A 25,831-nucleotide genomic window follows, 5' to 3' on the forward strand; every position below is an offset into this window, starting at 1 on the left:
CGATAAATGACCCTGGAAAATCTTTCTCCCGAGACCCTTGCCCTTCACGGCGGCTCCTGGCGCGCCGATCCCGCCACCGGCGCCGTTGCCGTACCTATTTACCAGACCACGTCTTACCAGTTCCAGGACACCGGCCATGCCGACCGGCTGTTCGCCCTCGATGAGATCGGCCATATCTACACGCGCGTCTCGAACCCGACGCAGGATGCGCTGGAGACCCGCATCGCGGCGCTGGAAGGGGGTGCTGCTGCCCTTCTTGTGTCCTCCGGCCAGGCGGCTTCAGCCTATTCGGTGCTGAACCTTGCCGGCGCCGGCGACAACATCGTCTCCGCCACCGATCTCTATGGCGGCACCTGGGCCCTTTTTGCCGCGACCCTGAAGCACCTGGGGGTGGAAGTACGGTTCGTCGATCCGTCCGACCCTGAGAATTTCCGCCGTGCCACCGATGCGCGGACACGCGCCTACTATGCGGAATCGCTGCCCAATCCGAAGCTGCAAGTCTTCCCGATCAAGGAAGTCGCTGACATCGGCCGGTCGCTCGGCGTGCCGTTGATCGTCGACAACACCGCGGCACCGCTGAGCATCAGGCCGTTCGACCATGGCGCGGCTGTCGTGGTCTATTCGGCGACGAAATACATTGGCGGCCACGGAACCTCGATCGGCGGCATCGTCATCGATGGCGGCAACTTCCCATGGGAAGACCATGCCGAACGCTTCCCGACGCTGAACCAGCCCGATCCAAGCTATCACGGCAAGGTTTGGGTCGAGGCGGCCAAAGCGCTTGGACCGGTGGCGTATGTACTGCGCATCCGCACCGTGCTTCTGCGCGACGTCGGTGCCGCGATCAGCCCGTTCAATGCCTTCCAGCTGCTGCAGGGCCTGGAGACGCTGCCCTTGCGCCTCCGTCAACACAATGAGAACGCCATCAAGGTGGCGGAGTTTCTGCGCGGTCATCCAAAGGTAAGCAACGTCATCTTCCCACGCTACCAAAGCGGCGAGAGCAAGCGCCGGGCCGACGCCTATTTCCGTCAGGGCAGCTACGGCGCGCTGGTCGGGTTCGAACTCAAGGATGGCCGCGAGGCTGGACGTTCCTTCATCAACGGGTTGAAGCTGCTCTATCACGTCGCCAACATCGGCGATGCGCGCTCGCTGGCTATCCATCCATCGACCACGACCCACTCGCAGCTTTCGCCGGAAGAGCAGCTCGCGACCGGCGTGACGCCCGGTTATGTCAGGCTTTCCGTCGGCATCGAGCATCCTGACGACATCATTCGCGATCTTGAACAGGCGCTCGATCAGGCCGTCGGCGATCGCGAATTGAAGGCCGCCTGAGGCATTTCTGCTGGCGAACAAATCGTCGGCTCCACATCGATCCGGTCACAGGAGGGTACAATGACTTCCAGCAGGAAAATCGGGGCAACATCGAAGATCTCGCGGCGCGGCGTGTTGCGCGCCGCCGGCACACTCGGTGTTGGCGCCGCGGCTGTGGCCCTGCTCGCCAGGCCGACCAGCTACGCCATAGCCGGCAATGCGACCAAGGTGCGGTTGTCATGGACCGAGTTCGCGGCCTGCCATTCGCCGATCGCCTTCGCCCTTTCGAAGGGCATCTATGCCAGGCATGATCTCGACATCGAACTCTACTATCAAGGTGCCAGCGGCCAGACGCTGATCCAGTCGATCGCCACCAACAAGACGGATGCCGGCGCCGGCTTGCTCTATGACTGGGTCAAGCCGCTGGAGCAGGGGCTGGACGTCAAGCTGTTCGTCGGCTCACATGGCGGCTGTACAAGGCTGCTGGCGTCCGAGGCCTCCGGCGTCACCACGCTCGAAGGTCTGAAGGGCAAGACCATCGTCTCCTATGACGTCGCCAGCCCGCCAAAGCACTCCTTCCAGGTTGCGCTGGCCAAGGCAGGCCTCGATCCCGAAAATGATGTGAACTGGCTCAACGTGCCGTTCGATCTGGTCGGCGAAACGGTTGGCAAGGGTCAGGCCGATGCGCTGGCGCATCTCGATCCGTGGGCCTATTCCCACAAGAAGAAGTTCGACCTTGTGGAAGTCGCCAACACGCAAACCGGCTCGTTCGAAGGTGCAGTCTGCTGTGTGCTTGGCGTCAATTCGGCTTTCCTGGATGCCAACAAGGATGCCATCCGGCGGTTGGCCGAGGCCGACATCGAGATCCACGAATATGCCGCGGCGCATCCAGATGAGGTGGCAAAGTGGTTCGTCGACAATCTCAACCCGGGTTTCCCCTTTGAAGATATCCGCGACGAGATTGCGTCATGGGTGTTGCACAACCATCCGGTCGGCAAGGATCTGCAGGATCAGGTGAAGCATGCGGCCGCTGATCTGTCGCTGATCAAGGTGCTCGATCCCACCACCGACCCGGCGGAACTCGCGCAGCGGGTGACGGTCGACATTCTGGCCTGACGGTTGCGGTGATGAGCGCAGCGATCGACGAGGACGCAGGCGAAAAGAGTGTTTCTTCCGCTTCTGCCGGGCCGGTGTGGAAGCACGGGCTCTATGCCGCCTCGGCTTGGCTGCTCGCTGCCATTGTCACGATTGCCTTCCCCGATGTCGTTCCGTGGGGTAGCCGCGATGTCTTCGTCGCCCTGCTGGTCGCCGGAGCGATGATCCTGGCCGGTCTTGCATTCAGCGTCGAAAAGCTTGGCGGATTTGGCCGCGGGCTGATGCACTACGGTCCATGGCTGATTGTGCTGGGCCTTTGGTTCGCGGTCTGGGAGTTGATCACCGCCAAGCTCGGCTGGATGCCAAAACCATTCTTCACGCCGCCGCACGGCCTCCTGCATGTCTATATCGTCGACTGGCTACGCATCCTCATCTGCATCGCCTACACCGCGCGGCTGTGGACCATCGGCTTCTTCAGCGGCATCATTGTCGGCTTCATCGGCGGCGTGGCGCTAGGCTGGTCCAAAAACTTCGCCTATTGGGGCATGCCGGTGCTGAAGCTGATCGGCCCCGTGCCGGCGAGCGCCTGGATCCCGGCAACCTTCTTCCTGTTCCCGACGACGTTCCAGGCGAGCCTGTTCCTGGTCGCGCTTGCATCCGGCATACCGGTCGCGATCCTGACCGCGTCGGGCGTCAACTCGGTCAACCGCTCCTTCTACGACGTGGCGCGTACGCTTGGCGCCAGCAGCCGCTATCTGGTTCTTCGCGTGGCGATACCGGCCGCTCTGCCGCATGTCTTCGTCGGCCTGTTCATGGGGCTGTATTATTCCTTTGCCGTGCTGGTGGTCGCCGAAATGCTCGGCGCGAAATACGGTCTGGGCTGGTATCTGCAGTTCCAGACGGCCTATTCGGCCTACGCCAACGTCTACGCGATGCTGATCGTCATGGCATTGCTCTGCTCGGGTCTGGTCAAGCTGCTGTTCGTCGCGCGCGACCGGCTGCTCGGTTGGCAGAAGGGTGTCGTACAATGGTAGCCTTCGGCACCACTCGCGTCGCGGTCGATAACTCTGCCGGTCTTTCCGTCGACTTTCACGGCGTCTCGCATCAGTACGATCTGGATGGGCAACCCTTGCCGGTGCTGCGCCAGATCGACCTGCCCGTGGCGCCAGGCGAGTTCGTGGCGCTGCTCGGTCCGTCCGGCTGCGGCAAGTCGACCCTGCTGCGGCTGGCGGCAGGGCTGGAACGGCCAAGCAGCGGTGAGGTGCTGGCAAACGGGACAATCGTCGCCAGACCGGATCCGTCGCGCGTCCTGGTGTTTCAGGACCCGACGCTGTTTCCGTGGCGGACCGTTCGCGACAATGTCGCCATCGGGCCGGAAGCGCGCGGCGTCCTGCCTGGCAGTCAGAAGCGGATCGATGGTGCGCTTCGCCTGGTCAAGCTCGAGGCTTTCGCCTCCGCCTTTCCGCACCAGCTGTCCGGCGGCATGGCGCAACGCGCCGCGCTGGCGCGTGCCCTGATCAACGACCCGCGCCTGCTGTTGCTCGATGAGCCGCTGGGCCGGCTGGACTCACTCACCCGGCTGACCATGCAGGAGGAGCTTTTGGCGCTCTGGCGGCAGGCCGGATACACGGTCATTCTGGTCACCCACGATGTCGAAGAGGCGCTGCTGTTGTCCGGGCGCGTCATCGTGCTGACCGAGCGCCCGGCACGCATCAAGGCCGAGGTCGCGGTCGATCTGCCCTACCCCCGGCGGCGTGACGATCCGCGCATCGTAGCCCAACGCCAGCACATCCTCGAGATTCTCGGGTTCTCGGCATGACCGAAAATACGCCGGCATCGGTCAGAAAACTGTTTTCGCCGCGCTGGCTGGAAGCGGCGGGAATTGTCCTGACGCTCATTGCTCTCGTCTGGTGGGCGATCGTCTACGCACAGGTCATGTCGAACACCGGATTTCCAATCGAGCGCACCCTGCCATGTCTGCTGCAGACGTCTGACCGCTGCTCGCTTGCCATGTCGTTGTGCAAGACTTGGCATTTCCTCGGCATCCGGCGCTATTCGCCCGAACTGTTGTGGACCGGAGCGACCATTTCCAGCTTCGCGCTTCTGTGGGGGAGCTTCATGCAAAATCCAAAGCAGAAAAAAGAAGGAACCTGACCATGCCCAGAATTGTGCCGGTGCTCGATCTGAGCCGTCTCGAACAAGGTGCCTCCGAATATCGTACCTTTCTCCTGGACCTGCGCACGGCGGCACGAGACGTTGGCTTCTTCTATCTCAGCGGCCACGGAATTTCCGCCTCGGAGATCGACGACGTGCTCGATGCCTCGCGCCGGTTCTTCGCGCTGCCGGAGGCCGACAAGCTGGCGATCGAAATGGTCAAATCCCAGCAGTTTCGCGGCTACACCCGCGCCGGCGGCGAACTGACCAGGGGCGCGGCTGACTGGCGTGAGCAACTCGACATCGGCGTCGAGCGCCAGCCCATCGCGCAGGGGCCCGGAATTGCACCGTGGACACGGCTGCAGGGGCCGAACCAGTGGCCGTCTGCACTGCCGGAGCTCAAGCCGGCACTGCTCGCATGGCAGGCCAAGGCGACCGCGGTGGCGATTCGGCTGCTGAAGGCCTTCGCACTATCGCTCGATCAGCCCGAGGGCGCCTTCGACGCGATCTACCGGGACTCGCCCAACCATCGCATGAAGATCGTCCGTTATCCCGGCCGTGACGCGACAGAAGGCGACCAGGGCGTCGGTGCGCACAAGGATGGCGGTTTCCTGACCCTGCTGCTGCAGGACGACACCAAGGGGCTGCAGGTCGAATATGACGGAAGCTGGGTGAATGTGGATCCGCTGCCCGGAACACTGGTCGTCAACATCGGCGAACTGCTCGAATTGGCATCGAATGGATATCTACGGGCCACCGTGCACCGCGTCGTGACGCCGCCTGCCGGCGTCGAGCGGATTTCCGTCCCCTTCTTCTTCAGCGCGCGGCTCGATGCGACCATCCCGCTTCTCGGCCTTTCGGAGGAACTGGCGGCACAGGCGCGCGGACCGGCAAGCGATCCCGACAACCCGTTGTTCCGCGATGTCGGGACCAATGTGCTCAAAAGCCGGCTGCGTTCACATCCCGACGTGGCACGCCGCCACTATGCCGATCTTCTCGAGACCGGAACGGCGGGTTCGTGAGCTCAGCGGCGCATGAATTTTTGCCGTTTCATTTGTTTTTTGGAATGCCATTCGTCGCCAAGGCTTCGAAATAAGCCCAAAAGGTAAAATCGTTCGGCGGTTTCCTCCCATTTCGCCGAACGGTGTTCCCCTCTGAAGGTTTTGACCTTCTTTTTGGCCGGGCCGTATTCGAGCCCGGCCATTTTTTGCTGCGCAATCTCCATCTTCAGCGGCGCGAACATATCCTTCGCATAAGCAATCCATTCGGGAACAGCGCGGTTCGCATTCGCCGCCAATGTGCATTTTCGAAGCAATCTGCTTTCCGGACAGGCAAAAAAATGGATTGCCGTTCCTTAGTCTACCAAAATTATAGAGTTAACTTCGGGGCAGTCGAACAGAGCGGGGGACGTTCCGCGATCGGCTGACAACAATGAACCTCAGGAGTTGACTGACATGACGATTGCAATGCGGCTTGGCGCCGGTTGGAGGACGGCACTGGCGACGACGCTGGTGGTGGCGGCGGGATTGTTTTCGACCGCGACCTATGCGGGCCCGACGCTCGACAAGATCAAGGAGCGTGGCTCCATCAAGGTCGGTGTCGGCACGACACCCGGTTTCTTCTCGCCGGACAGCAACGGTCGCTGGCAAGGCTTCTTCGCCGACTATGGACGCGCCCTGGCGATCACTGTCTTTGGCGACCCGGACAAGGTGGAGTTCACCAACTCTTCGCCGCAGCAGCGCCTGCCGGCGCTCCAGGCCGGTGAGTTCGACATTCTGCTGTCGGGCGTGACGGTAACGATCACGCGTGCCTTCCAGCTCGGCTTCCATTTCGGTCCGACGGTTTTCTACGACGGCCAGGGCATCCTTGTGCGCAAGGACCTCGGCGTCACCAAGGCTGCCGACCTGGACGGTGCCACGATCGGCGTTCAGAGCGGTACGACCGGCGAGTTGAACATCGCCGATTTCTTCCGCAAGACCGGCAAGAAGTTCACACCGGTGACGATCGAGGACACCGGCGAATTCATCAACGCGCTGGAGACAGGGCGCGTCGACGCCATCACGCAGGACTCGTCCGATCTCGTTGGCAAGCGCACCCAGCTGAAGAAGCCCGATGACTACATTATCCTGCCCGAGCGGCTGTCGAAGGAGCCGCTCGCACCGGCAATCGCCGGTGGCGACGACCGCTGGCTCGAAATCGTCAACTGGACGGTCAACGCAACCATCCAGGCCGAGGAATGGGGCATCACCAGCAAGAATGTCGACGAGTTCCTGAAATCGCCGGATCCGGCCATCCAGCGCTTTCTCGGCGTCGACCCGTCGCTCGCCCAGGCGATCGGCCTCGATCCGAAATGGGCCTATAATATCGTCAAGACCGTCGGCAATTACGGCGAAATCTATGACCGGAACCTGAAACCGCTCGGTTGGGAGCGCGGCTACAACAGCCTGTGGACCAACGGTGGTCTGCTGTACTCACCGCCGTTCCGCTGAGACCCTTCAGCCAATGTCATTGACGGACGAAACCGTGCCGGGTCCAGACGGACCCGGCATGTTACGCAAGTTGTCCAGGTGGTGGGGCGACTGGCCGCTGACCCAGATCGCGGTGATCGCGGCTGTCATCGCCCTGTTCTGGCTGCTCGGCCACAACACCGCCGCGACCATGGCGCGCATCGGCATCACGCCGGGGTTCGACTTCCTCGGCAGGCCGGCGAATTTCGAGATCGGCGAGGCGCCGATCGCCTTCAGGGCGGGCGACCCCTATGCGCGCGCGATCCTGGCCGGTCTTCTGAACACGCTGACGGTGGCAGCGCTTGGATGTCTGCTCGCCACGATCCTCGGCGTTGCTCTCGGTGTTGCCGGCCTCTCAGGCAATCTGTTGCTGGCCGCGCTCGTGCGCTGGTATGTCGAGATCGTCCGCAACACGCCGCTTCTGCTTCAGCTGTTCTTCTGGATTTCGCTGGCAAAATCGTTTCCCTCGCCACGCCAGGCGCTCTCGGTCTTCGGCAGTTTCTTCCTCACCAACCGGGGCGTGTTCGTTCCCGGGCTCGCCTTTCATGGTGTGTCGGCGCCGACGCTCTGGCTGCTTGTCGGCCTCGCCTTGGCCTATATGGCTTTCCTTTGGAGGGCGCGGCGCGAGGGCAGCTTGCCTGCCAGGCGGCTGGGCATCGCAACCGCGGGGCTGCTGGCTGGCGTTGTGCTGACCTTTCCTCTAACCGGAGCCGGTGCGAGCTGGGAGATACCGGCGCTGGCTGGCTTCAACATTCGCGGCGGCTACAATCTGACGCCGGAATTCACGGCACTGTTGACGGGCCTGGTGGTCAAGTTTTCGGCGGCAATCGCCGAGATCGTGCGAGCCGGCATCCAGTCGGTCGACCGTGGCCAATGGGAAGCGTCCCGGGCGCTTGGCCTGCACAGCGGCCAGATCATGCGGCTCGTCGTGCTGCCGCAGGCCTTGCGCGTCATCACGCCGCTGACAACGTCCAGCTACCTGGACCTGACCAAGGATTCCAGCCTTGCGGTTGCCATCGGCTACCCTGATCTCGTCAGCATCATCAACACCACCGCCAACACGACCGGGCAGTCGCTGGAAGCGCTGACACTGCTGATAGGCATCTATCTGGCGATCAACCTGTCCGTATCGGCCGCCATGAACCACTACAACCGGCGTGTCGCTCTCAGAGGAATTGCGAGGACATGAGCATCTCCGACGCTGTTTACCTACGACCGTGGCGATCGTCGGCAACGCTGCGGACGTTGAAGATCGGGCTTTTCGGCACCCCGCTCAATTCAGTCATCACCCTGGTTACGGTGGCGTTGCTGGGCTGGATCGTACCGCCACTGCTGCGCTGGGGCGTATTCGACGCGACATGGACCGGAACCTCAGCCGACTGTGCACTCGCCAACGGCGCATGCTGGGCGTTCGTGGGGGCGAAATTCCGCTTCATCCTGTTCGCCTTCTATCCGCCGGCGCTGCAATGGCGCCCGCTCGTCGTCATGGTGCTGCTGCTGGGGCTCCTCGTCATCACCGCTCAGCCGCGATTTTGGCGCAAGGGATTGCTCGTCGCCTGGCCTGTCGTCATCGTCGCCAGCTGGATCTTGATGTCCGGCACGCTGGTGCCTCCCGCCGTCCCATCGAACCAGTGGGGCGGGCTGGCCGTGACGCTGTTCGTATGGTCGGTCTGCTTCGGACTGGCGACGCCGCTGGCGATCCTGCTCGCCCTGGCGCGGCGTTCCGGCATGGGCGGCCTGCGCACGCTTGCGATCGCCTTTATCGAACTGATGCGTGGCACGCCGATGGTGGCCATCCTCTATGTGGCGATGCTCATCCTGCCAATGGCCATTCCGAATGGCCAGCTGATCGACAAGAATGTCCGGGCGATGATCATGATCACGCTGTTCTGGTCGGCCTATGTCGCCGAGGTCGTTCGTGCCGGCCTCCAGGCGATACCGGCGGGCCAGCACGAGGCCGCGACTGCGCTTGGCCTCGGCTATTGGCGTACGATGCAGCTCGTTGTCCTGCCGCAGGCGCTGCGTCTGGTCATTCCCGGCATGGTCAATCTGGCGATCGGCTTCCTGCTGGCGACATCGCTGCTTGCCGTCATCGGCATTTTCGACCTGCTCAATGCGGCCCGATCCTCGGCGGCCGATCCGCAGTGGCTCGGCTACTACGACGAGGCCTATCTGTTCGCTGCGCTGATCTATTTCGTGCTGTGCTTCGGCGGCTCACGCTACAGCCTCTGGCTGGAGACATATCTGCGCCGGTCGCAGCGACACTGAGCCCATAAAGCTCGCCGGCGGAGCGCTGTGCCATTTTGCGCTGGCGGCGGGGAAGCGAATGCTGCGGAAGCGCGTGGCGGGGGAACGCAATACCTTCCCCGTGCCTTGATGGAGGTCGATCCTCGTCGAGATTTGTTCAATCTCCAACGTCCGAGATATCCGCCACATGACACGAAAACAATTGCGCCTCGGCGCCTTCATGCGCCCCGTCAGTCTGCACACCGGCGCCTGGCGTTACCCGGGCGCCTATCCCGATGCCAATTTCAATTTCGCGCATCTGAAACGCTTCGCCCAGACGCTGGAGGCGGCGAAGTTCGACGCCTTCTTCATGGCCGACCATCTGGCCGTTCTCAACATGCCGATCGAGGCGTTGCGGCGCAGCCACACGGTCACGTCGTTCGAGCCATTCACGCTGCTGTCGGCGCTCGCCGCCGTCACCGACCATATCGGGCTGGTCGCTACCGCATCGACGACGTTCGACGCGCCCTATCATGTTGCTCGCCGCTTCGCCTCGCTGGACCATATCAGCGGTGGACGCGCCGGCTGGAACATTGTCACCACGTCCAACCCTGACGCGGCGCTGAACTTCGGCCTCGACGAGCATGTCGAGCATGATGAGCGTTATCGGCGGGCACGGGAATTCTACGATGTCGTCACCGGCCTGTGGGACAGCTTCGCCGACGATGCATTCATCCGCGACGCCGAAAGCGGGCTCTATTTCGACCCCGCAAAGCTGCATGTGCTCGACCATAAGGGCGAGCATCTTTCGGTGCGCGGTCCGCTCAACATTGCGCGGCCTATCCAAGGCTGGCCGGTCATCGTCCAGGCCGGCGCCTCGGAGGCGGGGCGACAGCTGGCTGCCGAAACGGCGGAAGTCATTTTCGCCGCCCATGCCGATCTCGCCTCGGGGCAGCGTTTCTTCGCCGACGTCAAAGGCCGTGCGGAGAAACTTGGCCGCTCGCGCGACGACATCAAAATCCTGCCCGGTGCCTTTGTCGTGGTCGGCGACAGCGTCGAGGACGCGCAGGCCAAACGGGCCAAGCTCGACAGCCTCGTCTATTACGAGAGCGGCATCGCCTCGCTGTCGATCGCGATCGGACATGATGCGTCCGGTTTTGATCCCGACGCGCCCTTGCCGGAGATTCCCGAAACCAATGCCAGCAAGAGCGGCCGCGAGCGCGTCATCGAACTGGCACGCCAGGAGAACCTGACCGTCAGGCAGCTTGCGCAACGGCTGGGCGGCTATTCCGGGCTTGCTTTTGTCGGCACGCCTGAAACAATCGCCGACGAAATGGAGGAATGGCTGGTTGCCGAGGGCTCCGACGGGTTCAACATCATGTTTCCCTACCTGCCGGCAGGGCTCGATGATTTTGCCGAGAAAGTGGTGCCGGAATTGCAACGGCGAGGCATCTTCAGGCGGCAATATGAGGGGTCGACACTGCGCAAGAATCTCGGCCTGAAGCGGCCGCCCAGCCGGTTTTTCGAGTAGAACATCCTTCGCGGAGAGGTCTCCATGTCAATCCAGTCCAACACCCGCATCGTGCTCGCGGCGCGACCGCAAGGCCGGCCGAAGCCGGATCATTTCCGCATCGAGACGGTTGACCTTGACCAGCCGGGAGAGGGCGAACTGCTGTTGCAGATCCTTTATCTGTCGCTCGATCCCTATATGCGCGGTCGTATGAACGCCACCAAATTCTATGCCAAGCCGGTCGATGTCGACGGTGTGATGGAGGGCGGCACCGTCGCGCGTGTGATGATCTCTCGCCATCCGGAGTTTGCTGAAGGCGACATCGTCCTGTCCCACTCCGGATGGCAGAGTTTCGCCCTGTCCGACGGTGTCGGGCTGCGCAAGCTCGATCCCGCGGCGGCGCCCATCACGACCGCACTGGGTGTGCTCGGAATGCCGGGCTTCACGGCCTATGCCGGTCTGCTCACCATCGGACAGCCGAAGCCTGGCGAAACGGTCGTCGTGGCGGCCGCCAGCGGTGCGGTCGGGTCGGCCGTCGGCCAGATCGCGCGCATCAAGGGAGCGCGTGCCGTCGGCATTGCCGGCGGTGCCGAAAAGTGCGCCTTCGTGCGAGACGAGCTGGGCTTTGACGCGGTCGTCGATCACCGGGCCGACGATTTTGCCGAGCAATTGAAGGCAGCTTGCCCCGGCGGCATCGACATCTATTTCGAGAATGTCGGCGGTCCTGTCTGGGACGCGGTGTTTCCGCTGCTGAACGAGTTTGCGCGTGTGCCGGTCTGCGGGCTGATCGCGCAGTACAACGTCATCGCGGATGCCGGCACCGACCGGTTGCCGACATTGATGCAGCAAGTGCTGCACCGCAGCCTGACGATCAGAGGTTTCATCCAGCGCGAATTTGTCGACCAGCGCCCGGCCTTCTACCGCGAGATGGCCGACTGGATAGCATCCGGCCGGGTTCGATACAGGGAAGATATCGTGGATGGATCGAAAATGCGCCTCAGGCCTTTCTTGGCCTTCTCGAAGGCAGGAATTTCGGCAAGCTGATCGTGCGTATCGCGGAATAGTTGCTGCGCAACAATCAGTCGGGGCTGCCTCGAGCAATTTCAGGAAAAGTGTGAAACGCTTTTCCGTCCGGATTGCGTAAAAACAAGGAGTTAGAGCGGGTCGCCGTTTCCGTGAAACGGTGAACTGCTCTAGGCAATTTCTGCCGCAGCCGTGGCCGCGCCTTTCTGTTCACCACATCATGAAGGAGGCGACGTCCGCGTCCGAGACCTCGCCGGCGTTGACGTCGGCGATCGCCTGGTCGACGATCGCCACGCCCTCCGCCACTTCGTCTTCCGTCAGCGTCAGCGGTGGCATGAACTCCAGCACATTGGCCTTCAACCCGACATAGGTGAAGGCTGCACCCAGCTCATAGCCGCGATAGATGATCTTGGCCGTGGTCGCCGCCGCAACCGGCTCACGTGTCGTGCGGTCCTTGACCAGGTCGACGCCGATGGCAAGGCCGCGCCCGCGCACATCACCGATGATCTCATGCCTGGCGGCAAGGGCTCGCAGCGCGTCGGAAAACAGCATGCCGATCCGCGCCGAGCGCTCGACCAGGCCGTCCGTCTCGATCGTCTTCAGCACCGCGTTGCCGGCCGATGTCGCCACCGGATTGCCTGCGGTTGTCTGCAGCGCGAAGGCCGGCGCATGGTCCATGATCTCCTTAGGGCCGATCACGGCCGACAGCGGCAAGCCACCGCCGATGCCTTTGCCGAAGACGACGAGGTCCGGCGTCAGTCCTTCATGCTGGAAGCAGTGCATCATGCCGCTGCGAGCGAGCCCGACCTTGACCTCGTCGACGACAATCTTGATGCCGTGCCTGCGGCAACGCTCCTGCAGCGCCTTGAGAAAGCCAGGCGGCGGCACGATCAGCCCGCCATCCGACATCAACGGCTCGATGAACACCGCCGCGACCTGATGCGGCGGGCAGGTGGTCTCGAACTGGTAGTCGAGCAGGGCAAGCACGTCCTCGCTGCTGAAATTCGGTCGGAACGGATCGGGATAAGGCAGCAGAAGCACGCCCGGCCGCGGCAGCGTGTGGGTCATGGCGGTATGGCCGCTGATGCCCATCGAGCCGGAGAGATTTCCGTGATAGGAGCCGATGAACGAGATGAAGCGCGAACGGCCGGTGGCCGCCTGCAGCACGCGCACCGCGCAGTCGTTGGCATCCGACCCGGAATGGCCGAACCAGACGCGCCGTTCGCCTTCTCCGGGCGTAATCGCCAGCAGCCGCTCCGCCAGCGATACGGCGGGCTCGTTCGGGTAGAGCAGCAGGCTGGCGCCGGCCATGTCGCGGATCGACGTCTCGACCGCTTCGACGATGGCCGGATGGCCGTAGCCGAGCACCGCCGGACCGGCCGATCCCGACAGGTCGAGCAAGGAGCGGCCGTCTTCCTCGATCAGCCGGTTGCCCCGGCCGCCGATGACGCTGAGCGGCGAGAAACGCAGCTTGCCGATCTGGGCGATGGTCGCGGCGTCACGTTCGCGCAAGCTGAGATTGCTCACGACACTTTCTCCGCCTTCTGTGCCGGCAGTGCCGCCGCCAGCCGGTCCGCCCATTCCTCGATGCCGCGCCGTGTCGACAAAAGGTCCTGCCGGATCTCGATGAGGACGGCGGCGATGCCGCGATCATCGCCATGGATGGGCACGGCGTAGTCGGCGTCACGGCTGATCACATAGGGCACGTTGGCCGCGACATTGAGCCCGGCGTCGGTGCGCAGGCCCGAAAGGATCGCTTCGGCGAGATCTCTTGCTTGGTCGTGCAGCACGCCGGCATGCCAGGGTCTGCTGACACCGAGGAAGACCGGCGTGAAGGAATGGATCGTCACGATCCGCGTCCGCCGGCCTGCCTGTGCCCGGCAGTCGAGATGCGCGGTCACCCGGTCATGAAACGGCGAAAAGATGATCTCGGCACGCCGGGTCCGCTCCGTCGCGTCGATGCCGACATTGCCGGGAATGCCGGTATCTTCCGACAGCACCGGAATGCTGCCCTGGGTATTGAGCGGCCGGTTGAGGTCGATCAGCAGCCGGGAGTAGCCGCTGAGGAAAGCTGGTGAATCGAGCTTCGACGACAGCAGGCGGGTCACCTCGGCGGCGCCGATATCCCAGGCGATGTGGCGCTGCAGATGGCTCGCATCGAGGCCGAGCTGTCGATACTCGGCCGGCATGTGGTTGGAGGCATGCTCGCACAACAGCACGATATCGGAACGGCCGTGCTCGTTGAGGACCTCGACGGCCTCCGGCCAATCTTTTTCGGTCTGTGCGGTCATCAATAGAGCGTCCGGTAGAGATCGCAGATGGAGGCCGGATCGAGACCGGCAAGACGCTCGGCTTCATGTCGCTTGAGGCCGACGAAAGTGTCGATGAAGACAGGCGCGAACCATCCCGTCACGGTGCCGTCGGCCAGCAACGCGTCCAGTGCCGCGGGCAGGGTTTCGGGCAGGCGCACTAGACCGAGACTTGCGCGCTCCGCCTCGCTCATCAGCGTCGGGTCGCCGGTGACCAAAGGTGGCGACGGCAGGCCCGCCTTCAGCCCTTCCAGCCCGGCGCGGATAATCGCCGCCAGCGACAGATAGGGATTGCCGGTGGCGTCCGCCGCCCGGTACTCGATATTGTACTGCCGCGCCGGATCGCGCCCCCCCATCGTCACTGTCGGGCAGATGCGCAGCGACGCCTCGCGGTCGCGGTCGGCGAGCCAGGTATAGGACGAACTCCAGCTGTGCGGCTTCAGCCGGTAGAAGGACGACACGCTCGACGCCGTCATCGCGGTCATTCCAGGCAGATGGCGCAGCACGCCGGCACAGAAGGCGCCGGCTTTGGCGGAAAGGCCGCCCGCCAGTGCCGGATCGTATGTCACCGGCTTGCCGGCCTCGTCGACGAAGCTGAAATGGATGTGGACGCCGTTGCCGACGGCAGTTGGCGCGGTTTTGGGCGCGAAGCTCGCACGCCAGCCGGCATTGCGCGCCAGTTCGCGCGTGATTTCGCGGATGGCGACGGCGCGGTCGGCTGCCGTCAGCGCGTCCGCCGGCTCGTGCGTCACCTCGAACTGCTCGTCGCCGAATTCGGCGATGACCACTTCGGGTGCGACGCCGGCCTCCTCCAGCGCCGCCATCAGGTTGGGCGCGAAGGGGTCGGTTCGCCTGAGCGCGGCGAAAGACATCGAATGCGCCGGCGCGAAGCCGCCGTCGGCGACGTTGAATTCATGCTCGAAGGCGGCGATGACCGACAGGCCGGTCGCGGCTTTCAAATCGGCCGACGCCTCTTTGAGCATCGTGCGGGTGCAGCCGAGCCATGGGCTGCCGTCGAGCTCGACGATGTCGCCGGCGACCATGTCGAACGGCGTCGCCGATCCGGTGCGTGTCGTGCGAAAGCGCGCCTCGAGATCGGGGATCAGCCGCAGGTCGCCCGACGAGCCCCAGGGGTTGGGATCGACGATCGAGTTGAACGGCGTCAGCGACAGATTGGCCTGCAGCCAGCCGACGCCGGTCGTGGCGGTCTTCTGCAACTTGCTTTCGGCAACGAAACGGCCCCGCGTGACGGCGGAGAGATCCGTGGTGACGACGGCAACCAGAGGCTCGACGGTCGATGTCATGCCGGTTTTCCCAAAGCGTTGAAGCGGGCGACGACCGTGTCGGTGTCGGCCACCCAGCAGTAGCCCCCGAAGGCCTTGAGCGCGATGTCGTGGCGTTCCTGCGTGATGGTGGCGCAGGCATCCGATACGCAGGTGACGAGATAGCCGCGGTCGGCGCCGTCACGCACCGCCATGTCGACGCATTGATCGGTCAGCACGCCGACCACGACAAGATAGCGGATGCCGAGGTTCTTGAGGAGATAGTCGACATTGGTCGAATTGAAGATGCCCGACGACGTCTTCGGCAGCATGATCTCGTCGCCAACCGGCGCCAGCGATGCCACCGGCAGTCCCTCGGGGAGGCTGGGTGCAATATGGATCGGTGTCAGCTTGTGGTCGAGCGAGCGGTCGCGGCCGTCTTCGGTCAGGCTCTGGATGATGGTGTGCAGCACCTCGACGCCATTGGCCCGCGCCGCGGCCAGCAGGCGCTCCTGGTTGGGGATCGTCCGCGAGGATGTCTGCCGGTAGAAATAGTGATCGGGGCCACGCTCCGGATGCGACGGATCGGCGCCCGGCTCCAGCCAGATGCGCTGCATGTCGACGAGCAGCAGTGCCGTTTCGCCGGCACGGAAGGCTTCGTCTCGTTTGGGTAGGGCCTGGGTCATGCTTTGTCGTCCTGCTTTGCTGATTTGGGTCCCGGCGTCTTGCGGGGTCCGGGTATCTTGCGCGCGCCGTTCTCTTGCGGGTCGCTGTCGAGCGTCACGGCATTGGCATGTCGCACCCTTTCGAGCCGCTCGATGCGGGCGCGGGCCTCGTCGCCCAGCGTCGAAACGATATGGGCGACCAGCGCCTCCATCTGGGCGATCGCCGGCGCCAGCGTGTCGTAGGGCGAGGCGACTTCGAGCGGGCTGACGATGGTGACTTCGGCGAGATCTGATATCGGCGACAGCCATTGGTCGGTGAACAGGACGATGCGCACATTGAGCGCTGCCGCTTGGCTCGCATAGGCCATCACATCAAGCTGATAGCGGCGATAGTCGAACACGACGAGCACGTTGCGGCGGTCGAGGTCGGCGAGCGTGTCGAAGGTCTGCGGGGAGAGCACACCAAGATCGCGAACCCCGGAGCGAAACTGCACGAGATAGCCGGCCAGCATGCCGGCGATGTGGCGGCTGAACCGGCCGCCAACCAGCACGACCTCGCCCTTGACCTCCATCAGCAGGCGGGCCGCCCGTTCGTATGTCTGGATGGGTGTCGCGGCGGTGGCTTTCTGCAAGGCCGTGGTGACGCTATCGAGATAGGCCAGCACGGCGCTGTCGTTGGAACCGCTCTGCCGCTTGGCCTCCATCATCAGCAGCGGCGAGTGCAGTCTTGCCTCGACTTCGGCCAGAAGCTTCGCCTGGAAATCCGGAAACCCTTCATAGCCGAGTTTTACGACCAGCCTCACCACGGTCGGATCGCTGACGCCAGCGCGCCGCGCAAGCGACGAAGCGGTGCCGAGGCCGGAGGTCGGATAGTCCGTCAACAGCAGCCGGACGATCTTCTCTTCCGACGGCGTCAGCGCAAGATCCCCGCGCATCAGAACATCGCGTATCGCCATGGGCCTCCCCGAAATCCATGTTCTCTTGTTTTGTCGAGTTTATTACAGAGATTTGAATCTTGGTCAACAATGACGAGATGTTGACATTGTGTGATCGCTGGCCCTACCTTGTCGGAAAGCAACCAAGAGACTGTGGGGAACAGCCATGCGAAATGGAAGCGACGTCATCGTCGTCGGCGCGGGAATTGTCGGATCGAGCACCGCCTATCACCTGGCCAAGGCCGGTGTGAAGGTCAGCCTTATCGAGCAGACCCACCCCGCCGGCGGCCCGTCGGGCAAATCGTCGGCGCTGCTGCACGCCTTCTACCTGATGCCGGAACTGTCGCAGCTGTCCATCCGTGGCCGAGAGATCCTGGTGTCGCTGCCGGAAATCGCGGGCGAAGGATCCTTTGTCACCGAAATCGGCATGATGTGGGTCTGCGGCAACGACAACAAGGCGAGCTGGACGGCGGCCGCCGAGCGTATTCGCGGCGAGGGCGCGCGCATCGAGACATTGTCACCGCAGGCTTTTGCCGACGCGGCACCCGGCTTTGCGCCGGACAATGTCGCGCTGGCTTTGTGGGAGCCGGAATATGGCTATGCCGATGCCTTCGGCGCTACCAACGCCATCGCCCGCGCCGCCCGCGCCAACGGTGCGAAAATCCTGCAGAACACGTTGGTCGAGAGCCTTCGGCGGCAGGGCGACCGCATCATCGGCGTCATCCTGACTGACGGAACGGTGCTAGAGACCGATACGGTCGTCCTGGCCGCTGGGCCGTGGACGCGTCGGCTGCTGGCGACGGTGGGCCTCGATCTGCCGCTGCATGTCGAGCGCCATCCGATGGCCGTGCTGGACGCTGCCGGCAAGGCAAGGCAGGTCATGCCGTTCGCCTGGTGCGACGACATTTCCTGCAACTATGCACGGCCCGACAATGACGGCGTCATCCTGGCCGGCACCTGGGCCGGCGGCGGCACCGGCCTGCGCCATGAGCATGCAGGCCGTCCGCGCCTTGTCGAAAATCCCGACAACTACATGGAAGGTGTCGAGGAAGCTGAATCGGTCGAGATCCTGGAGACCTTCGCCACCCGCTTGCCGGCCATGGCCGAACTTGGCATCCGCCCCGGCTATGCCGGGCTCTACGACATGAGCCCCGACGATCTGCCTGTCATCGGCGCCATGCCTGGGGTCGAAGGGCTGGTCGTTTCTGCCGGATCCTCCGGCCACGGCTTTAAGACCGGTCCAGCCGTCGGCGAGGCCGTGGCCAGGCTGGTCACCGAGGGAGCACAGCCGATCCTGGCGCCGTTTTCGCCCGATCGCTTCAGGGCCGCGTGATGGCGTCGCCGACGATGAGCGAGAGCAACTCACGCGGCCTCATGCCGGCCGCGTTTCGCAACGCCACCGCCGATGCCCTGTGCATGGTCGCGGTGCTGCTGCTGGTGGCGCTTGCCGCCTTTGTCTTCGGCAGCGCCGCCATGCAACGTGTGGTCACCTATGCAGCGATCATGCTGACGGCGGTGCTTGGCCTGCAGATATTCTCCGGCAACAGCGGCATCGTCTCGTTCGGCCAGGCCGCCTTTGTCGGCCTCGGCGCCTACGCTACGGGCATCCTCACCATGCCGACCGCATTGCAGCGAACGGCGCTGCGCGACCTGCCGCAATTCCTCGCAGGCCATCAACTCTCCTTTGTCGCGGCGCTGGCCGTCGTCCTTGCTCTCGCGGTCATCGTCGGCCTGTTGACCGGCACGCCGCTGCTCAGGCTTTCCGGATCGAGCGCTTCGATCGCAACGCTTGCCATGCTGATCATCGTCTACACGCTGCTGGTCGCCGGACGCGAAATCACCCGCGGCAGCCAGCCATTTTACGGCGTGCCGCGCGAGGTCGGGCTGTGGACGGCTGCCGCTGTCGCTTCGGTGGCGCTGGTGGCGGCGAGGTTGTTTCGCGAAACCTCCTTCGGCCTTGCCACCCGCGCCGCCGCCAATGACGAGCGTGGTGCGGCCGCCGTCGGCGTCGACCAGCGCACGGCGCGTCTGGCCGCCTGGGTGGCGGGCGTCGTCGCCGCCATGGCCGCCGGCGCCATGATGGCGCAATTCCTTGGCGCGTTTTCGCCGCGTGATTTCTATTTCGACCTCGGCTTCACCATGCTCGCCATGCTGATCGTCGGCGGCATGACCTCGTCGCTCGGCGCTTTCGCCGGCGTCATCGTCACCATCGTTTTGGTCGAAGTGGTGCGCCGCTTCGAGGGCGGCGGCGAGGTGCTCGGCCTGCATCTGCCTGTCCTGTTCGGCCTGACCCAGGGCGTGCTGGCCATTGCCATGATCCTGGTCATCTGGAGACGGCCGACCGGTCTGTTTGGCGAGCGTGAACTGAACCTCCTGCGCCGGCCCGGACATCAGGCCGTGATGGCTTCAACGGCACCACCGCGGCATGTCGAGAGTGACCGGCTCACCGCCGACCATCTGTCGCGCCGTTATGCCGGCGTTGTCGCCGTCGACGACGTCAGCCTGAACTTCCAGACCGACAGCATCACCGGCATCATCGGCCCCAATGGCGCCGGCAAGACCACGCTGCTCAACATGCTGGCCGGTGATATCAAGCCAAGTGCCGGCACCGTGTCGGTGGGTGGCGTGGCCCGGCAGGCTTCGGCCTTCCGCTTCGCCCGCTCCGGCGTTGCCCGCACCTTCCAGAACATCCGCGTTTTTCCGCACATGACGGTGCTCGAAAATGTCGTTGTCGCAGCACGCCAGGTGGAACCTGATCTCGGCCATGCCGAGGCGGCGGCGATGAGCGAGCTTGCGCGCATGGGGCTGGAGAGATTTGCCGATCAGCCGGCCGCCAGGCTCGCCTACGGCCAGCGCCGCCGGGTGGAAGTGGCGCGCGCCCTGGCGTTGAAGCCGCGCTTCCTGCTGCTCGACGAGCCGGCCGCCGGCATGAACGCCGTCGAGACCGCCGAACTGGTCTCGATCCTATCGACGGTCCGCACCGAGCGCCGCATCGGCGTCGTGCTTATCGAGCATGACATGCGGCTGGTGATGAACCTGTGCGAGCGCATCGTCGTCATCGATCATGGCCGCGTCATCGCTGACGGCAGGCCCGGCGACGTCCAGAAGAACCCCGCCGTGATCGCCGCCTATCTCGGCAGCCGCACGGCGCGTGCCAAGACCGCAACAGCTGAAAACCAGACCGCATGACCTGCAACGACAACCAATCACAAAAATCCAGAAGGAGAACCGACATGCCAAGCCTCTATCGCCTCCATCGCGCCGCCCTGTGCGCTGCCGTGTTCGGCATCGCCGCAGTTTCGACGGCCAGCGCCGAGGAGATCATCATCGGTGCCGCGACCGCGCAGACCGGCGGCCTTGCCCCTTACGACCAGCCGGCACTTGCCGGCCTGCGCATGTCGCTCGACGAACTCAACGCCAAGGGCGGGCTCGGCGGCAAATACACCGTCAAGCTGCTGATCAAGGACACGCGCTCCGACACCGCGCAGACCGCCACTGTCGCCCAGGAGCTGATCGACGCCGGCGCCAAGATCATGATCACGCCTTGCGATGCCGACCCTTCGATTTCTGCCGGCCAGCTCACCCAGCCGCTCGGCATTCCGACCCTGACGCTGTGCGGCTCCGCCCCGGTGCTGACCGGCGCGGTCGGCGACGTCATGTTCGGCACCTATCCGGCCGACAATGTGCAAGCGACGGCGGTCGCCGACTTCGCCGTCTCCGAAGGCAAGAAGAAGGTGTTCCTGCTGACCTCGCCGGACTCCACCTACACCGCCAATCTGCCGGAATATTTCGGCAAGGTGTTCGAGAAGAAGGGCGGCGCCATTGTCGGCCGCGGCACCTTCAGCATGGGCCAGCCCGATTTTTCCGCCGAGATCACCAACATCAAGGGCCTAGCCGACAGACCGGACCTGATCATGACGGCGGCCTATGAGCCCGACTTCCCCGCCTTCATCCAGCAGTTGCGTGGCGCCGGCGTCACCATCCCGGTCTATGGCGCCGATGCCATAGGCACGCCGACCATCAAAGCGCTCGGCAAGCTGGTCGACGGCGTCGTCTACACCGCGGCCGGCTATGCCGAGCCGGGCAGCAAGCTCGAGGCCTTCAACGCCGCCTTCACCAAATATGCCGGCCACGCACCGGAATCGACCTATGAAGTCAATGGCTATGAGATCGGCCTGATCCTCGACCAGGCGGTCAAGACGGCCGGCTCCGACGACCCGAAAGCGATCCGCGACGCCATCGCCGGCCTCAAGGATTTCGAAGGCATCACCGGCAAGATCACCTATGCCGGCACCGATCGCATGCCGCTGCGGCCAGTGGCGCTGATGCGCTACGAGGGCGGCGAGGGCAAGCATGTCCAGACCCTGATCCCCGACGCTGCCGACGTTTCCGCGCCGTGATGTCATGCTGAGCGTCGAAGCCCTGAAAATCCGGTACGGCGAGGTCGAGGTGGTACGCCGCGTCGACCTCGCCGTCGGCAGCGGCGAGATCATCGCGCTGGTCGGCGCCAACGGCGCCGGCAAGAGCTCGACGCTCGGCGCCGTCGCCGGGTTGGTGCCGGCGGCATCCGGCAAGGTGGTCTTCGACGGTGTCGACATCACCGGCCTGGCGCCGGAGGCGATAGCCCGCAAGGGCGTCGCGCTGGTTCCCGAAGGCCGCCGTATCTTCGCCAGCCTGACGGTGGCCGACAATCTGCGTCTCGGCGGCGCGGTGCATCAGCCGGCGGCCGAGGCAAGGCTGCGCGAGGAGGAGATGCTGGAGTTGTTCCCGATCCTGCGCCGCTACCATCGCGTCAAGGGCGGCAATCTGTCGGGCGGCGAACAGCAGATGCTGGCCATCGCCCGCGCGCTCATGGGCAAGCCGCGCATGATCCTGCTCGACGAGCCCTCGCTCGGCCTTGCCCCGCAACTGATCGACACCGTCTTCGACCTGATCGCCGAACTGCGCCGCAAGGGCCTGACCATCCTTCTGGTCGAACAGAATGTGGCGCTGGCGCTCGAAATCGCCGACCGCGCCGTCGTGCTCGCCAATGGCGAGGTGGTGCTGTCGGGCACGGCAAAAGAACTCGCCTCCTCGGACCTCGTCCGCCAAGCCTATCTGGGAGCTTGAGAAGCATGATCGCGCAGCAGATCATCAATGCGGTGAGCCTCGGCGGCGTCTATGCGCTGCTGGCGCTCGGGCTGGCGATCGTCTTTTCCATCGTCGGCCTCATCAACTTCGCCCATGGCGAGCTGATGACGCTGTCGGGCTACGCGCTTCTGGCCTCGCTGGTGCTCGGCTTTCCCTTCCCTGTGGCGGTGCTCGTCGCCGTCTCCTGCGGCGCGCTCGCCGCAGTCGCCATGGAGCGTATCGCCTTCAGGCCGATGCGCGGCGCCAGCGTCACCAGTCTGCTGTTGACCAGCTTTGCCGTCTCCAGCCTGCTGAAGGTCGTCTTCCAGAACGGCATCTCGGCGCGGCCGCAGGCCGTCGCCATGCCCGGCTGGATGACGGGCGCCTTCTCCTTCGGCGATTTCACCATCGGCGTTGGTCCGAGCATCTCCATCGTTGTCTCGGCACTAGCGCTGATTGCGCTCGAAGTCTTCCTGCGCCGCTCGGTAACCGGCACGGCGATGCGCGCCGCGGCGGAAGATTTCGACGTCGTGCGCCTGATGGGCATTCCGGCCAGCCGCATCATCGCCACCGCCTTTCTGCTCTCCGGCCTGCTGGCCGGGCTGGCGGCCATGCTGTGGGTGGCGCAGCGTGCCTCGGTCGATCCGCTGATGGGCTTCACGCCGGTGCTGAAGGCCTTCATCGCCGCCGTCGTCGGCGGGCTCGGCAGCCTGCCCGGTGCTGTAGCCGGCGGTTTCCTGCTAGGCATCATCGAGGTGCTGTTGCAGGCGACATTGCCGGGAGCGATCGCCCCTTATCGCGACGCCATCGTGCTGTCGGGCGTCATCGCCGTGCTGCTGGTTCGCCCGCAAGGCCTGATCCCGGCGGTTCGCGCCCAGCGAAGCTGACCTGATGTATACAAAGCCTGAATTTGCGCCGCTGTCGCGCGACGAGGTGTTCGGCCTGATCGAGGCCGCGGCCTTTGCCACGGTGGTGACAGCGGGACCGCAGGGCCTTGCCGTCTCGCATCTTCCCTTCGTGCTCGATCGCGCGCGTGGTGAAAACGGAACGCTGGTCTCGCATCTCGCCAGGGCCAATCCGCACAGCACCTTGATCAGCGAAGGCAGGGAGACGGCCGCCATCTTCCACGGTCCGCATGGTTACATCTCGCCGTCCTGGTATCCGCGCAATCCGGTGCGCGACAGCGCGCCGACCTGGAACTTTGCCGTCGTGCATTGCCATGGGCGTCCGGTTCCGCTCGACGATCATGCCACCGCAAGGCATCTCCTGCAGCTTGTCGACGTGCTGGAAAAAGATCGCGACGACCGCTGGCGCATGCGCGAGCTCGGGCCAGGTGGCATGGAGCGGCGTATACCGGGTATCATAGGCTTCGACCTGCCGATCGAGCGGCTCGAGGCCAAGTTCAAGATGGGGCAGGATGAGCGCCTCTACGACACGAGCGAAGCCATCACGGCGCTGGAGCAAAACGATCCGGCGCTGGCGATGATGATGAAGACGCACAACGCGCATCGCCAGGACTGACCGTTTGCATGCGGCAAGGATAAGAAAAAATGATCCCCAATCTCAACATCGTGCCCTTCGTCAGCGTCGATCATATGATGAAGCTGGTGCTGAAGATCGGCGTCGAACGCTTCCTCGTTGAACTTGCCGGCTACATCGAGGACGATTTCCGCCGCTGGGAGCTGTTCGACAAGACGCCGCGCGTTGCCTCGCACAGCGCCGAGGGCGTCATCGAGCTGATGCCGACCAGCGACGGCGAGGTCTACGGCTTCAAATATGTCAACGGCCACCCCAAGAACATGCGCGAAGGCCGCCAGACGGTGACCGCCTTCGGCATGCTCGCCGATGTCCACAACGGCTACCCGGTATTACTGTCGGAAATGACGATCCTGACCGCGCTGCGAACGGCGGCGATGTCGGCGCTTGCGGCCAAATACCTGGCGCCGACCGGCTCGAACTGCATGGCGCTGATCGGCAATGGCGCCCAGGCCGAATTCCAGGCGGTGGCCTTCAAGGCGCTGCTCGGCGTCGACAGGCTGAGGCTTTATGACATCGACCGCACGGCCACCGAAAAATGCATCCGTAATCTCGCCGGCCTTGGCTTCGACATGGTCGCCTGCGGCACCGCCCAAGAGGCGGTTGAAGGCGCGCAGATCGTCACCACCGTCACCGCCGACAAGCAGTACGCCACCATCCTCACCGACAACATGGTCGGCTCCGGCGTCCACATCAACGCGGTCGGTGGCGACTGTCCCGGCAAGACCGAACTGCATCGCGACATCCTGCTGCGCTCCGATATCTTCGTCGAATACCCGCCGCAGACGCGCATCGAGGGCGAGATCCAGCAGCTTGCGCCGGATCACAAGGTGACCGAGCTGTGGCAGGTCATGTCAGGCGCCGTGCAAGGCCGGCGCGATGCCACCCAGATCACACTGTTCGATTCGGTCGGCTTCGCCATCGAGGATTTTTCGGCACTGCGCTATGTCAGGGATCAGCTGAAGTCGACCGGCCTCTATCAGGAACTCGACATGCTGGCCGACCCCGACGAGCCGCGCGACCTGTTTGGCATGCTGCTCAGAGCGGCCCAGCACGGTTGAGGGATAGTCGGGTTATTCAGCCAGCCGAACCCCACATCGCATCCGGCACCACCACCAGTTTGCCGACGAAATCCTTGGCGATGAAATCCGCCTGCGCATGGTGGAAATCGGAGAGCTTGTAGACGCCGCCGACCAGTGGCCGGATTTTCTTCGCTTCGATATATCCAACGATGCGGCGGAAATCGGCGCGCGTGCCCTGGCTCGAGCCATGCAGCTGCAACTGCTTCAGATACATGGTCCTGAGATCGAGTTGGACGACCGGGCCGGCAATCGCGCCGGCGGTGGTGTAGCGGCCCTCGGGCCGCAGGATGCGCAAGAGGTCGTTGAAGATGGCGCCGCCAACGAGGTCGGCCACAACGTCGATCGGCTGGCCGCCGGTCGCCTCATGCACGGCATGCGGCAGGTCGGCAACGCCACGGGTGATGACAGCCTCGGCGCCGATGTCGCGCACCGCCTGCTCCTTGCCCTTGCCGACGACGGTATAGGGGATGGCGCCGCGCGCCCGTGCCAGCTGCACGATGCCGGAGCCGACACCGCCCGAGGCGCCGGTGACCAGCACGCGCTCGCCAGCCTTGAGCGCGGCGCGTTCCAGCATCTGTTCGCCGGTCAGATAGGCGCAGCAGAAGGTGGCGAGTTCGATATCGCTCATGTCGGTGTCGATGACATGAGCGTTCTCGGCCGGCACGGCCTGATATTCGGCGTAACCACCGTCGCGGCCGTGGCCCATATAGTCGATGTCGGCGAGCGAATCGTCGTCGCGATTGTAGATCGAGAAATCGACCATCACCCGTTCGCCGATACGGTCCGGCGACACTCCTTCGCCGACAGCGGCGACGATACCGACGGTGTCCGTGCCCTGGATGCGCGGGAAAACAAGCGTGTTGCCCTGGCGGCGCCATGTCGACACGGCGGCAGCGTCCTCCTCCGTGCCATAGGCGCCCTGGCGCACCCAGACATCGGTGTTGTTCATCCCGCAAGCGCTGACCTTGACCAGCACTTCACCGGGAGCGGGCGAGGGCACTTTCACGTCGCTGCGGTAGACGAGTTTTTCCGGTCCGCCGTGCCCGGTAAGCAGCACGGCGGCCATGGTGGCGGGGAGGGTCCTGGTCATGGCATTCATAGTCACTC

The 25,831-nt window shown here is 64.2% G+C and carries 24 protein-coding genes and 1 pseudogene; 18 read left to right on the plus strand and 7 right to left on the minus strand.

Going from position 1 to position 25,831, the window contains the following annotated elements:
- The first annotated feature begins 6 nt into the window (after positions 1-6).
- The 6 genes from NKJ04_RS14735 to NKJ04_RS14760 are packed head-to-tail and all read left to right on the plus strand — an operon-like array spanning position 7 to position 5,582.
- Positions 7-1,332, plus strand: a complete 1,326-nt coding sequence (locus NKJ04_RS14735; protein WP_023809078.1) for an O-acetylhomoserine aminocarboxypropyltransferase/cysteine synthase family protein — start codon at positions 7-9, stop codon at positions 1,330-1,332.
- Positions 1,333-1,392: 60 nt separating this feature from the next.
- Positions 1,393-2,427, plus strand: coding sequence for an ABC transporter substrate-binding protein (locus NKJ04_RS14740; protein ID WP_023809077.1), 1,035 nt, complete (start codon positions 1,393-1,395; stop codon positions 2,425-2,427).
- A gap of 11 nt (positions 2,428-2,438) precedes the next feature.
- Complete coding sequence (locus NKJ04_RS14745) at positions 2,439-3,440, plus strand: ABC transporter permease (RefSeq protein WP_352675932.1); 1,002 nt, start codon at positions 2,439-2,441, stop codon at positions 3,438-3,440.
- Complete coding sequence (locus NKJ04_RS14750) at positions 3,434-4,225, plus strand: ABC transporter ATP-binding protein (RefSeq protein WP_352675935.1); 792 nt, start codon at positions 3,434-3,436, stop codon at positions 4,223-4,225. Before NKJ04_RS14745 ends, NKJ04_RS14750 begins: the two co-directional genes overlap by 7 nt.
- Complete coding sequence (locus NKJ04_RS14755; RefSeq protein ID WP_352675937.1) at positions 4,222-4,560, plus strand: hypothetical protein; 339 nt, start codon at positions 4,222-4,224, stop codon at positions 4,558-4,560. Before NKJ04_RS14750 ends, NKJ04_RS14755 begins: the two co-directional genes overlap by 4 nt.
- 2 nt (positions 4,561-4,562) lie before the next feature.
- Positions 4,563-5,582, plus strand: a complete 1,020-nt coding sequence (locus tag NKJ04_RS14760; protein ID WP_352675939.1) for an isopenicillin N synthase family dioxygenase — start codon at positions 4,563-4,565, stop codon at positions 5,580-5,582.
- Positions 5,583-5,584: 2 nt separating this feature from the next.
- On the opposite strand, the gene NKJ04_RS14765 is transcribed toward NKJ04_RS14760, so the two are convergent.
- Entirely contained in the window at positions 5,585-5,857 is a 273-nt protein-coding gene (locus NKJ04_RS14765; protein ID WP_352675941.1) for a hypothetical protein, read from the minus strand.
- A 169-nt stretch (positions 5,858-6,026) separates the two neighbouring features.
- Between NKJ04_RS14765 and NKJ04_RS14770 the strand changes: the two genes are divergently transcribed.
- The 5 genes and pseudogenes from NKJ04_RS14770 (at position 6,027) to curA (ending at position 11,867) form a co-directional block, all read left to right on the plus strand.
- Positions 6,027-7,049: an amino acid ABC transporter substrate-binding protein gene (locus tag NKJ04_RS14770; RefSeq protein ID WP_127293017.1), complete on the plus strand. Its 1,023-nt coding sequence runs from the start codon at positions 6,027-6,029 to the stop codon at positions 7,047-7,049.
- 58 nt (positions 7,050-7,107) lie between these two features.
- The gene (locus NKJ04_RS14775; RefSeq protein WP_352553657.1) at positions 7,108-8,256 is read left to right on the plus strand and encodes an amino acid ABC transporter permease; all 1,149 of its coding nucleotides are present in this window, start codon (positions 7,108-7,110) and stop codon (positions 8,254-8,256) included.
- Positions 8,253-9,335, plus strand: a complete 1,083-nt coding sequence (locus NKJ04_RS14780) for an amino acid ABC transporter permease (RefSeq protein WP_352675945.1) — start codon at positions 8,253-8,255, stop codon at positions 9,333-9,335. The genes NKJ04_RS14775 and NKJ04_RS14780 overlap by 4 nt, the downstream gene beginning before the upstream one ends.
- Before the next feature lie 166 nt (positions 9,336-9,501).
- Positions 9,502-10,824, plus strand: a complete 1,323-nt coding sequence (locus tag NKJ04_RS14785; RefSeq protein ID WP_352675948.1) for an LLM class flavin-dependent oxidoreductase — start codon at positions 9,502-9,504, stop codon at positions 10,822-10,824.
- A gap of 24 nt (positions 10,825-10,848) precedes the next feature.
- Positions 10,849-11,867, plus strand: a pseudogene (gene curA, locus NKJ04_RS14790) (NADPH-dependent curcumin/dihydrocurcumin reductase).
- A gap of 169 nt (positions 11,868-12,036) precedes the next feature.
- Here the strand turns inward: curA and NKJ04_RS14795 are convergent.
- Genes NKJ04_RS14795 through NKJ04_RS14815 form a run of 5 tightly spaced genes read right to left on the minus strand, consistent with a single transcriptional unit; the run spans position 12,037 to position 17,018 of the window.
- Entirely contained in the window at positions 12,037-13,353 is a 1,317-nt protein-coding gene (locus NKJ04_RS14795; RefSeq protein ID WP_352675951.1) for an aspartate aminotransferase family protein, read from the minus strand.
- Positions 13,350-14,117 (minus strand): N-formylglutamate amidohydrolase, encoded by a 768-nt coding sequence (locus NKJ04_RS14800; RefSeq protein ID WP_352675954.1) that lies wholly within the window; start codon positions 14,115-14,117, stop codon positions 13,350-13,352. The genes NKJ04_RS14795 and NKJ04_RS14800 overlap by 4 nt, the downstream gene beginning before the upstream one ends.
- Positions 14,117-15,439: a type I glutamate--ammonia ligase gene (locus NKJ04_RS14805; RefSeq protein ID WP_352675957.1), complete on the minus strand. Its 1,323-nt coding sequence runs from the start codon at positions 15,437-15,439 to the stop codon at positions 14,117-14,119. The genes NKJ04_RS14800 and NKJ04_RS14805 overlap by 1 nt, the downstream gene beginning before the upstream one ends.
- A complete protein-coding gene (locus NKJ04_RS14810) occupies positions 15,436-16,083 on the minus strand; it encodes a cysteine hydrolase family protein (RefSeq protein WP_352675961.1) in 648 nt (215 codons plus the stop codon). The genes NKJ04_RS14805 and NKJ04_RS14810 overlap by 4 nt, the downstream gene beginning before the upstream one ends.
- Positions 16,080-17,018, minus strand: coding sequence for a MurR/RpiR family transcriptional regulator (locus NKJ04_RS14815; RefSeq protein WP_352440720.1), 939 nt, complete (start codon positions 17,016-17,018; stop codon positions 16,080-16,082). Before NKJ04_RS14815 ends, NKJ04_RS14810 begins: the two co-directional genes overlap by 4 nt.
- A gap of 145 nt (positions 17,019-17,163) precedes the next feature.
- On the opposite strand from NKJ04_RS14815, the gene NKJ04_RS14820 reads away from it, so the two are divergent.
- Genes NKJ04_RS14820 through ocd form a run of 7 tightly spaced genes read left to right on the plus strand, consistent with a single transcriptional unit; the run spans position 17,164 to position 24,703 of the window.
- On the plus strand, positions 17,164-18,330 hold the full coding sequence (locus NKJ04_RS14820) for an NAD(P)/FAD-dependent oxidoreductase (protein ID WP_352675963.1): 1,167 nt from the start codon (positions 17,164-17,166) through the stop codon (positions 18,328-18,330).
- Positions 18,331-18,344: 14 nt separating this feature from the next.
- Positions 18,345-20,186: a branched-chain amino acid ABC transporter ATP-binding protein/permease gene (locus NKJ04_RS14825; protein ID WP_352675966.1), complete on the plus strand. Its 1,842-nt coding sequence runs from the start codon at positions 18,345-18,347 to the stop codon at positions 20,184-20,186.
- Between the two features lie 44 nt (positions 20,187-20,230).
- Entirely contained in the window at positions 20,231-21,397 is a 1,167-nt protein-coding gene (locus NKJ04_RS14830) for an ABC transporter substrate-binding protein (RefSeq protein ID WP_352675969.1), read from the plus strand.
- A gap of 4 nt (positions 21,398-21,401) precedes the next feature.
- Positions 21,402-22,106 carry an ABC transporter ATP-binding protein gene (locus tag NKJ04_RS14835; RefSeq protein ID WP_352675971.1) on the plus strand — a complete coding sequence of 235 codons (705 nt, stop codon included), beginning with the start codon at positions 21,402-21,404 and terminating at the stop codon, positions 22,104-22,106.
- A gap of 5 nt (positions 22,107-22,111) precedes the next feature.
- Positions 22,112-22,993, plus strand: coding sequence for a branched-chain amino acid ABC transporter permease (locus NKJ04_RS14840; RefSeq protein WP_027035600.1), 882 nt, complete (start codon positions 22,112-22,114; stop codon positions 22,991-22,993).
- Between the two features lie 4 nt (positions 22,994-22,997).
- Positions 22,998-23,627 carry an FMN-binding negative transcriptional regulator gene (locus NKJ04_RS14845; RefSeq protein WP_352675974.1) on the plus strand — a complete coding sequence of 210 codons (630 nt, stop codon included), beginning with the start codon at positions 22,998-23,000 and terminating at the stop codon, positions 23,625-23,627.
- Between the two features lie 29 nt (positions 23,628-23,656).
- Positions 23,657-24,703: an ornithine cyclodeaminase gene (gene ocd, locus NKJ04_RS14850; RefSeq protein WP_352675977.1), complete on the plus strand. Its 1,047-nt coding sequence runs from the start codon at positions 23,657-23,659 to the stop codon at positions 24,701-24,703.
- Between the two features lie 16 nt (positions 24,704-24,719).
- On the opposite strand, the gene NKJ04_RS14855 is transcribed toward ocd, so the two are convergent.
- Entirely contained in the window at positions 24,720-25,823 is a 1,104-nt protein-coding gene (locus NKJ04_RS14855) for an alcohol dehydrogenase family protein (protein ID WP_352675980.1), read from the minus strand.
- Positions 25,824-25,831 lie beyond the last annotated feature (8 nt).

Origin of the sequence: Mesorhizobium sp. M0618, assembly GCF_040320765.1 — a bacterium.
GTDB lineage: Bacteria > Pseudomonadota > Alphaproteobacteria > Rhizobiales > Rhizobiaceae > Mesorhizobium.

Coding starts and splice junctions, on each gene's coding strand:
- NKJ04_RS14800 (WP_352675954.1), bottom strand. CDS start 14,117: ATGACCGCACAGACCGAAAAAGATTGGCCGGAGGCCGTCGAGGTCCTC.
- NKJ04_RS14785 (WP_352675948.1), top strand. CDS start 9,502: ATGACACGAAAACAATTGCGCCTCGGCGCCTTCATGCGCCCCGTCAGT.
- NKJ04_RS14835 (WP_352675971.1), top strand. CDS start 21,402: ATGCTGAGCGTCGAAGCCCTGAAAATCCGGTACGGCGAGGTCGAGGTG.
- NKJ04_RS14815 (WP_352440720.1), bottom strand. CDS start 17,018: ATGGCGATACGCGATGTTCTGATGCGCGGGGATCTTGCGCTGACGCCG.
- NKJ04_RS14810 (WP_352675961.1), bottom strand. CDS start 16,083: ATGACCCAGGCCCTACCCAAACGAGACGAAGCCTTCCGTGCCGGCGAA.
- NKJ04_RS14740 (WP_023809077.1), top strand. CDS start 1,393: ATGACTTCCAGCAGGAAAATCGGGGCAACATCGAAGATCTCGCGGCGC.
- NKJ04_RS14770 (WP_127293017.1), top strand. CDS start 6,027: ATGCGGCTTGGCGCCGGTTGGAGGACGGCACTGGCGACGACGCTGGTG.
- NKJ04_RS14830 (WP_352675969.1), top strand. CDS start 20,231: ATGCCAAGCCTCTATCGCCTCCATCGCGCCGCCCTGTGCGCTGCCGTG.
- ocd (WP_352675977.1), top strand. CDS start 23,657: ATGATCCCCAATCTCAACATCGTGCCCTTCGTCAGCGTCGATCATATG.
- NKJ04_RS14735 (WP_023809078.1), top strand. CDS start 7: ATGACCCTGGAAAATCTTTCTCCCGAGACCCTTGCCCTTCACGGCGGC.
- NKJ04_RS14825 (WP_352675966.1), top strand. CDS start 18,345: ATGAGCGAGAGCAACTCACGCGGCCTCATGCCGGCCGCGTTTCGCAAC.
- NKJ04_RS14780 (WP_352675945.1), top strand. CDS start 8,253: ATGAGCATCTCCGACGCTGTTTACCTACGACCGTGGCGATCGTCGGCA.
- NKJ04_RS14855 (WP_352675980.1), bottom strand. CDS start 25,823: ATGAATGCCATGACCAGGACCCTCCCCGCCACCATGGCCGCCGTGCTG.
- NKJ04_RS14820 (WP_352675963.1), top strand. CDS start 17,164: ATGCGAAATGGAAGCGACGTCATCGTCGTCGGCGCGGGAATTGTCGGA.
- NKJ04_RS14845 (WP_352675974.1), top strand. CDS start 22,998: ATGTATACAAAGCCTGAATTTGCGCCGCTGTCGCGCGACGAGGTGTTC.
- NKJ04_RS14760 (WP_352675939.1), top strand. CDS start 4,563: ATGCCCAGAATTGTGCCGGTGCTCGATCTGAGCCGTCTCGAACAAGGT.
- NKJ04_RS14755 (WP_352675937.1), top strand. CDS start 4,222: ATGACCGAAAATACGCCGGCATCGGTCAGAAAACTGTTTTCGCCGCGC.
- NKJ04_RS14805 (WP_352675957.1), bottom strand. CDS start 15,439: ATGACATCGACCGTCGAGCCTCTGGTTGCCGTCGTCACCACGGATCTC.
- NKJ04_RS14745 (WP_352675932.1), top strand. CDS start 2,439: ATGAGCGCAGCGATCGACGAGGACGCAGGCGAAAAGAGTGTTTCTTCC.
- NKJ04_RS14840 (WP_027035600.1), top strand. CDS start 22,112: ATGATCGCGCAGCAGATCATCAATGCGGTGAGCCTCGGCGGCGTCTAT.
- NKJ04_RS14750 (WP_352675935.1), top strand. CDS start 3,434: ATGGTAGCCTTCGGCACCACTCGCGTCGCGGTCGATAACTCTGCCGGT.
- NKJ04_RS14775 (WP_352553657.1), top strand. CDS start 7,108: ATGTTACGCAAGTTGTCCAGGTGGTGGGGCGACTGGCCGCTGACCCAG.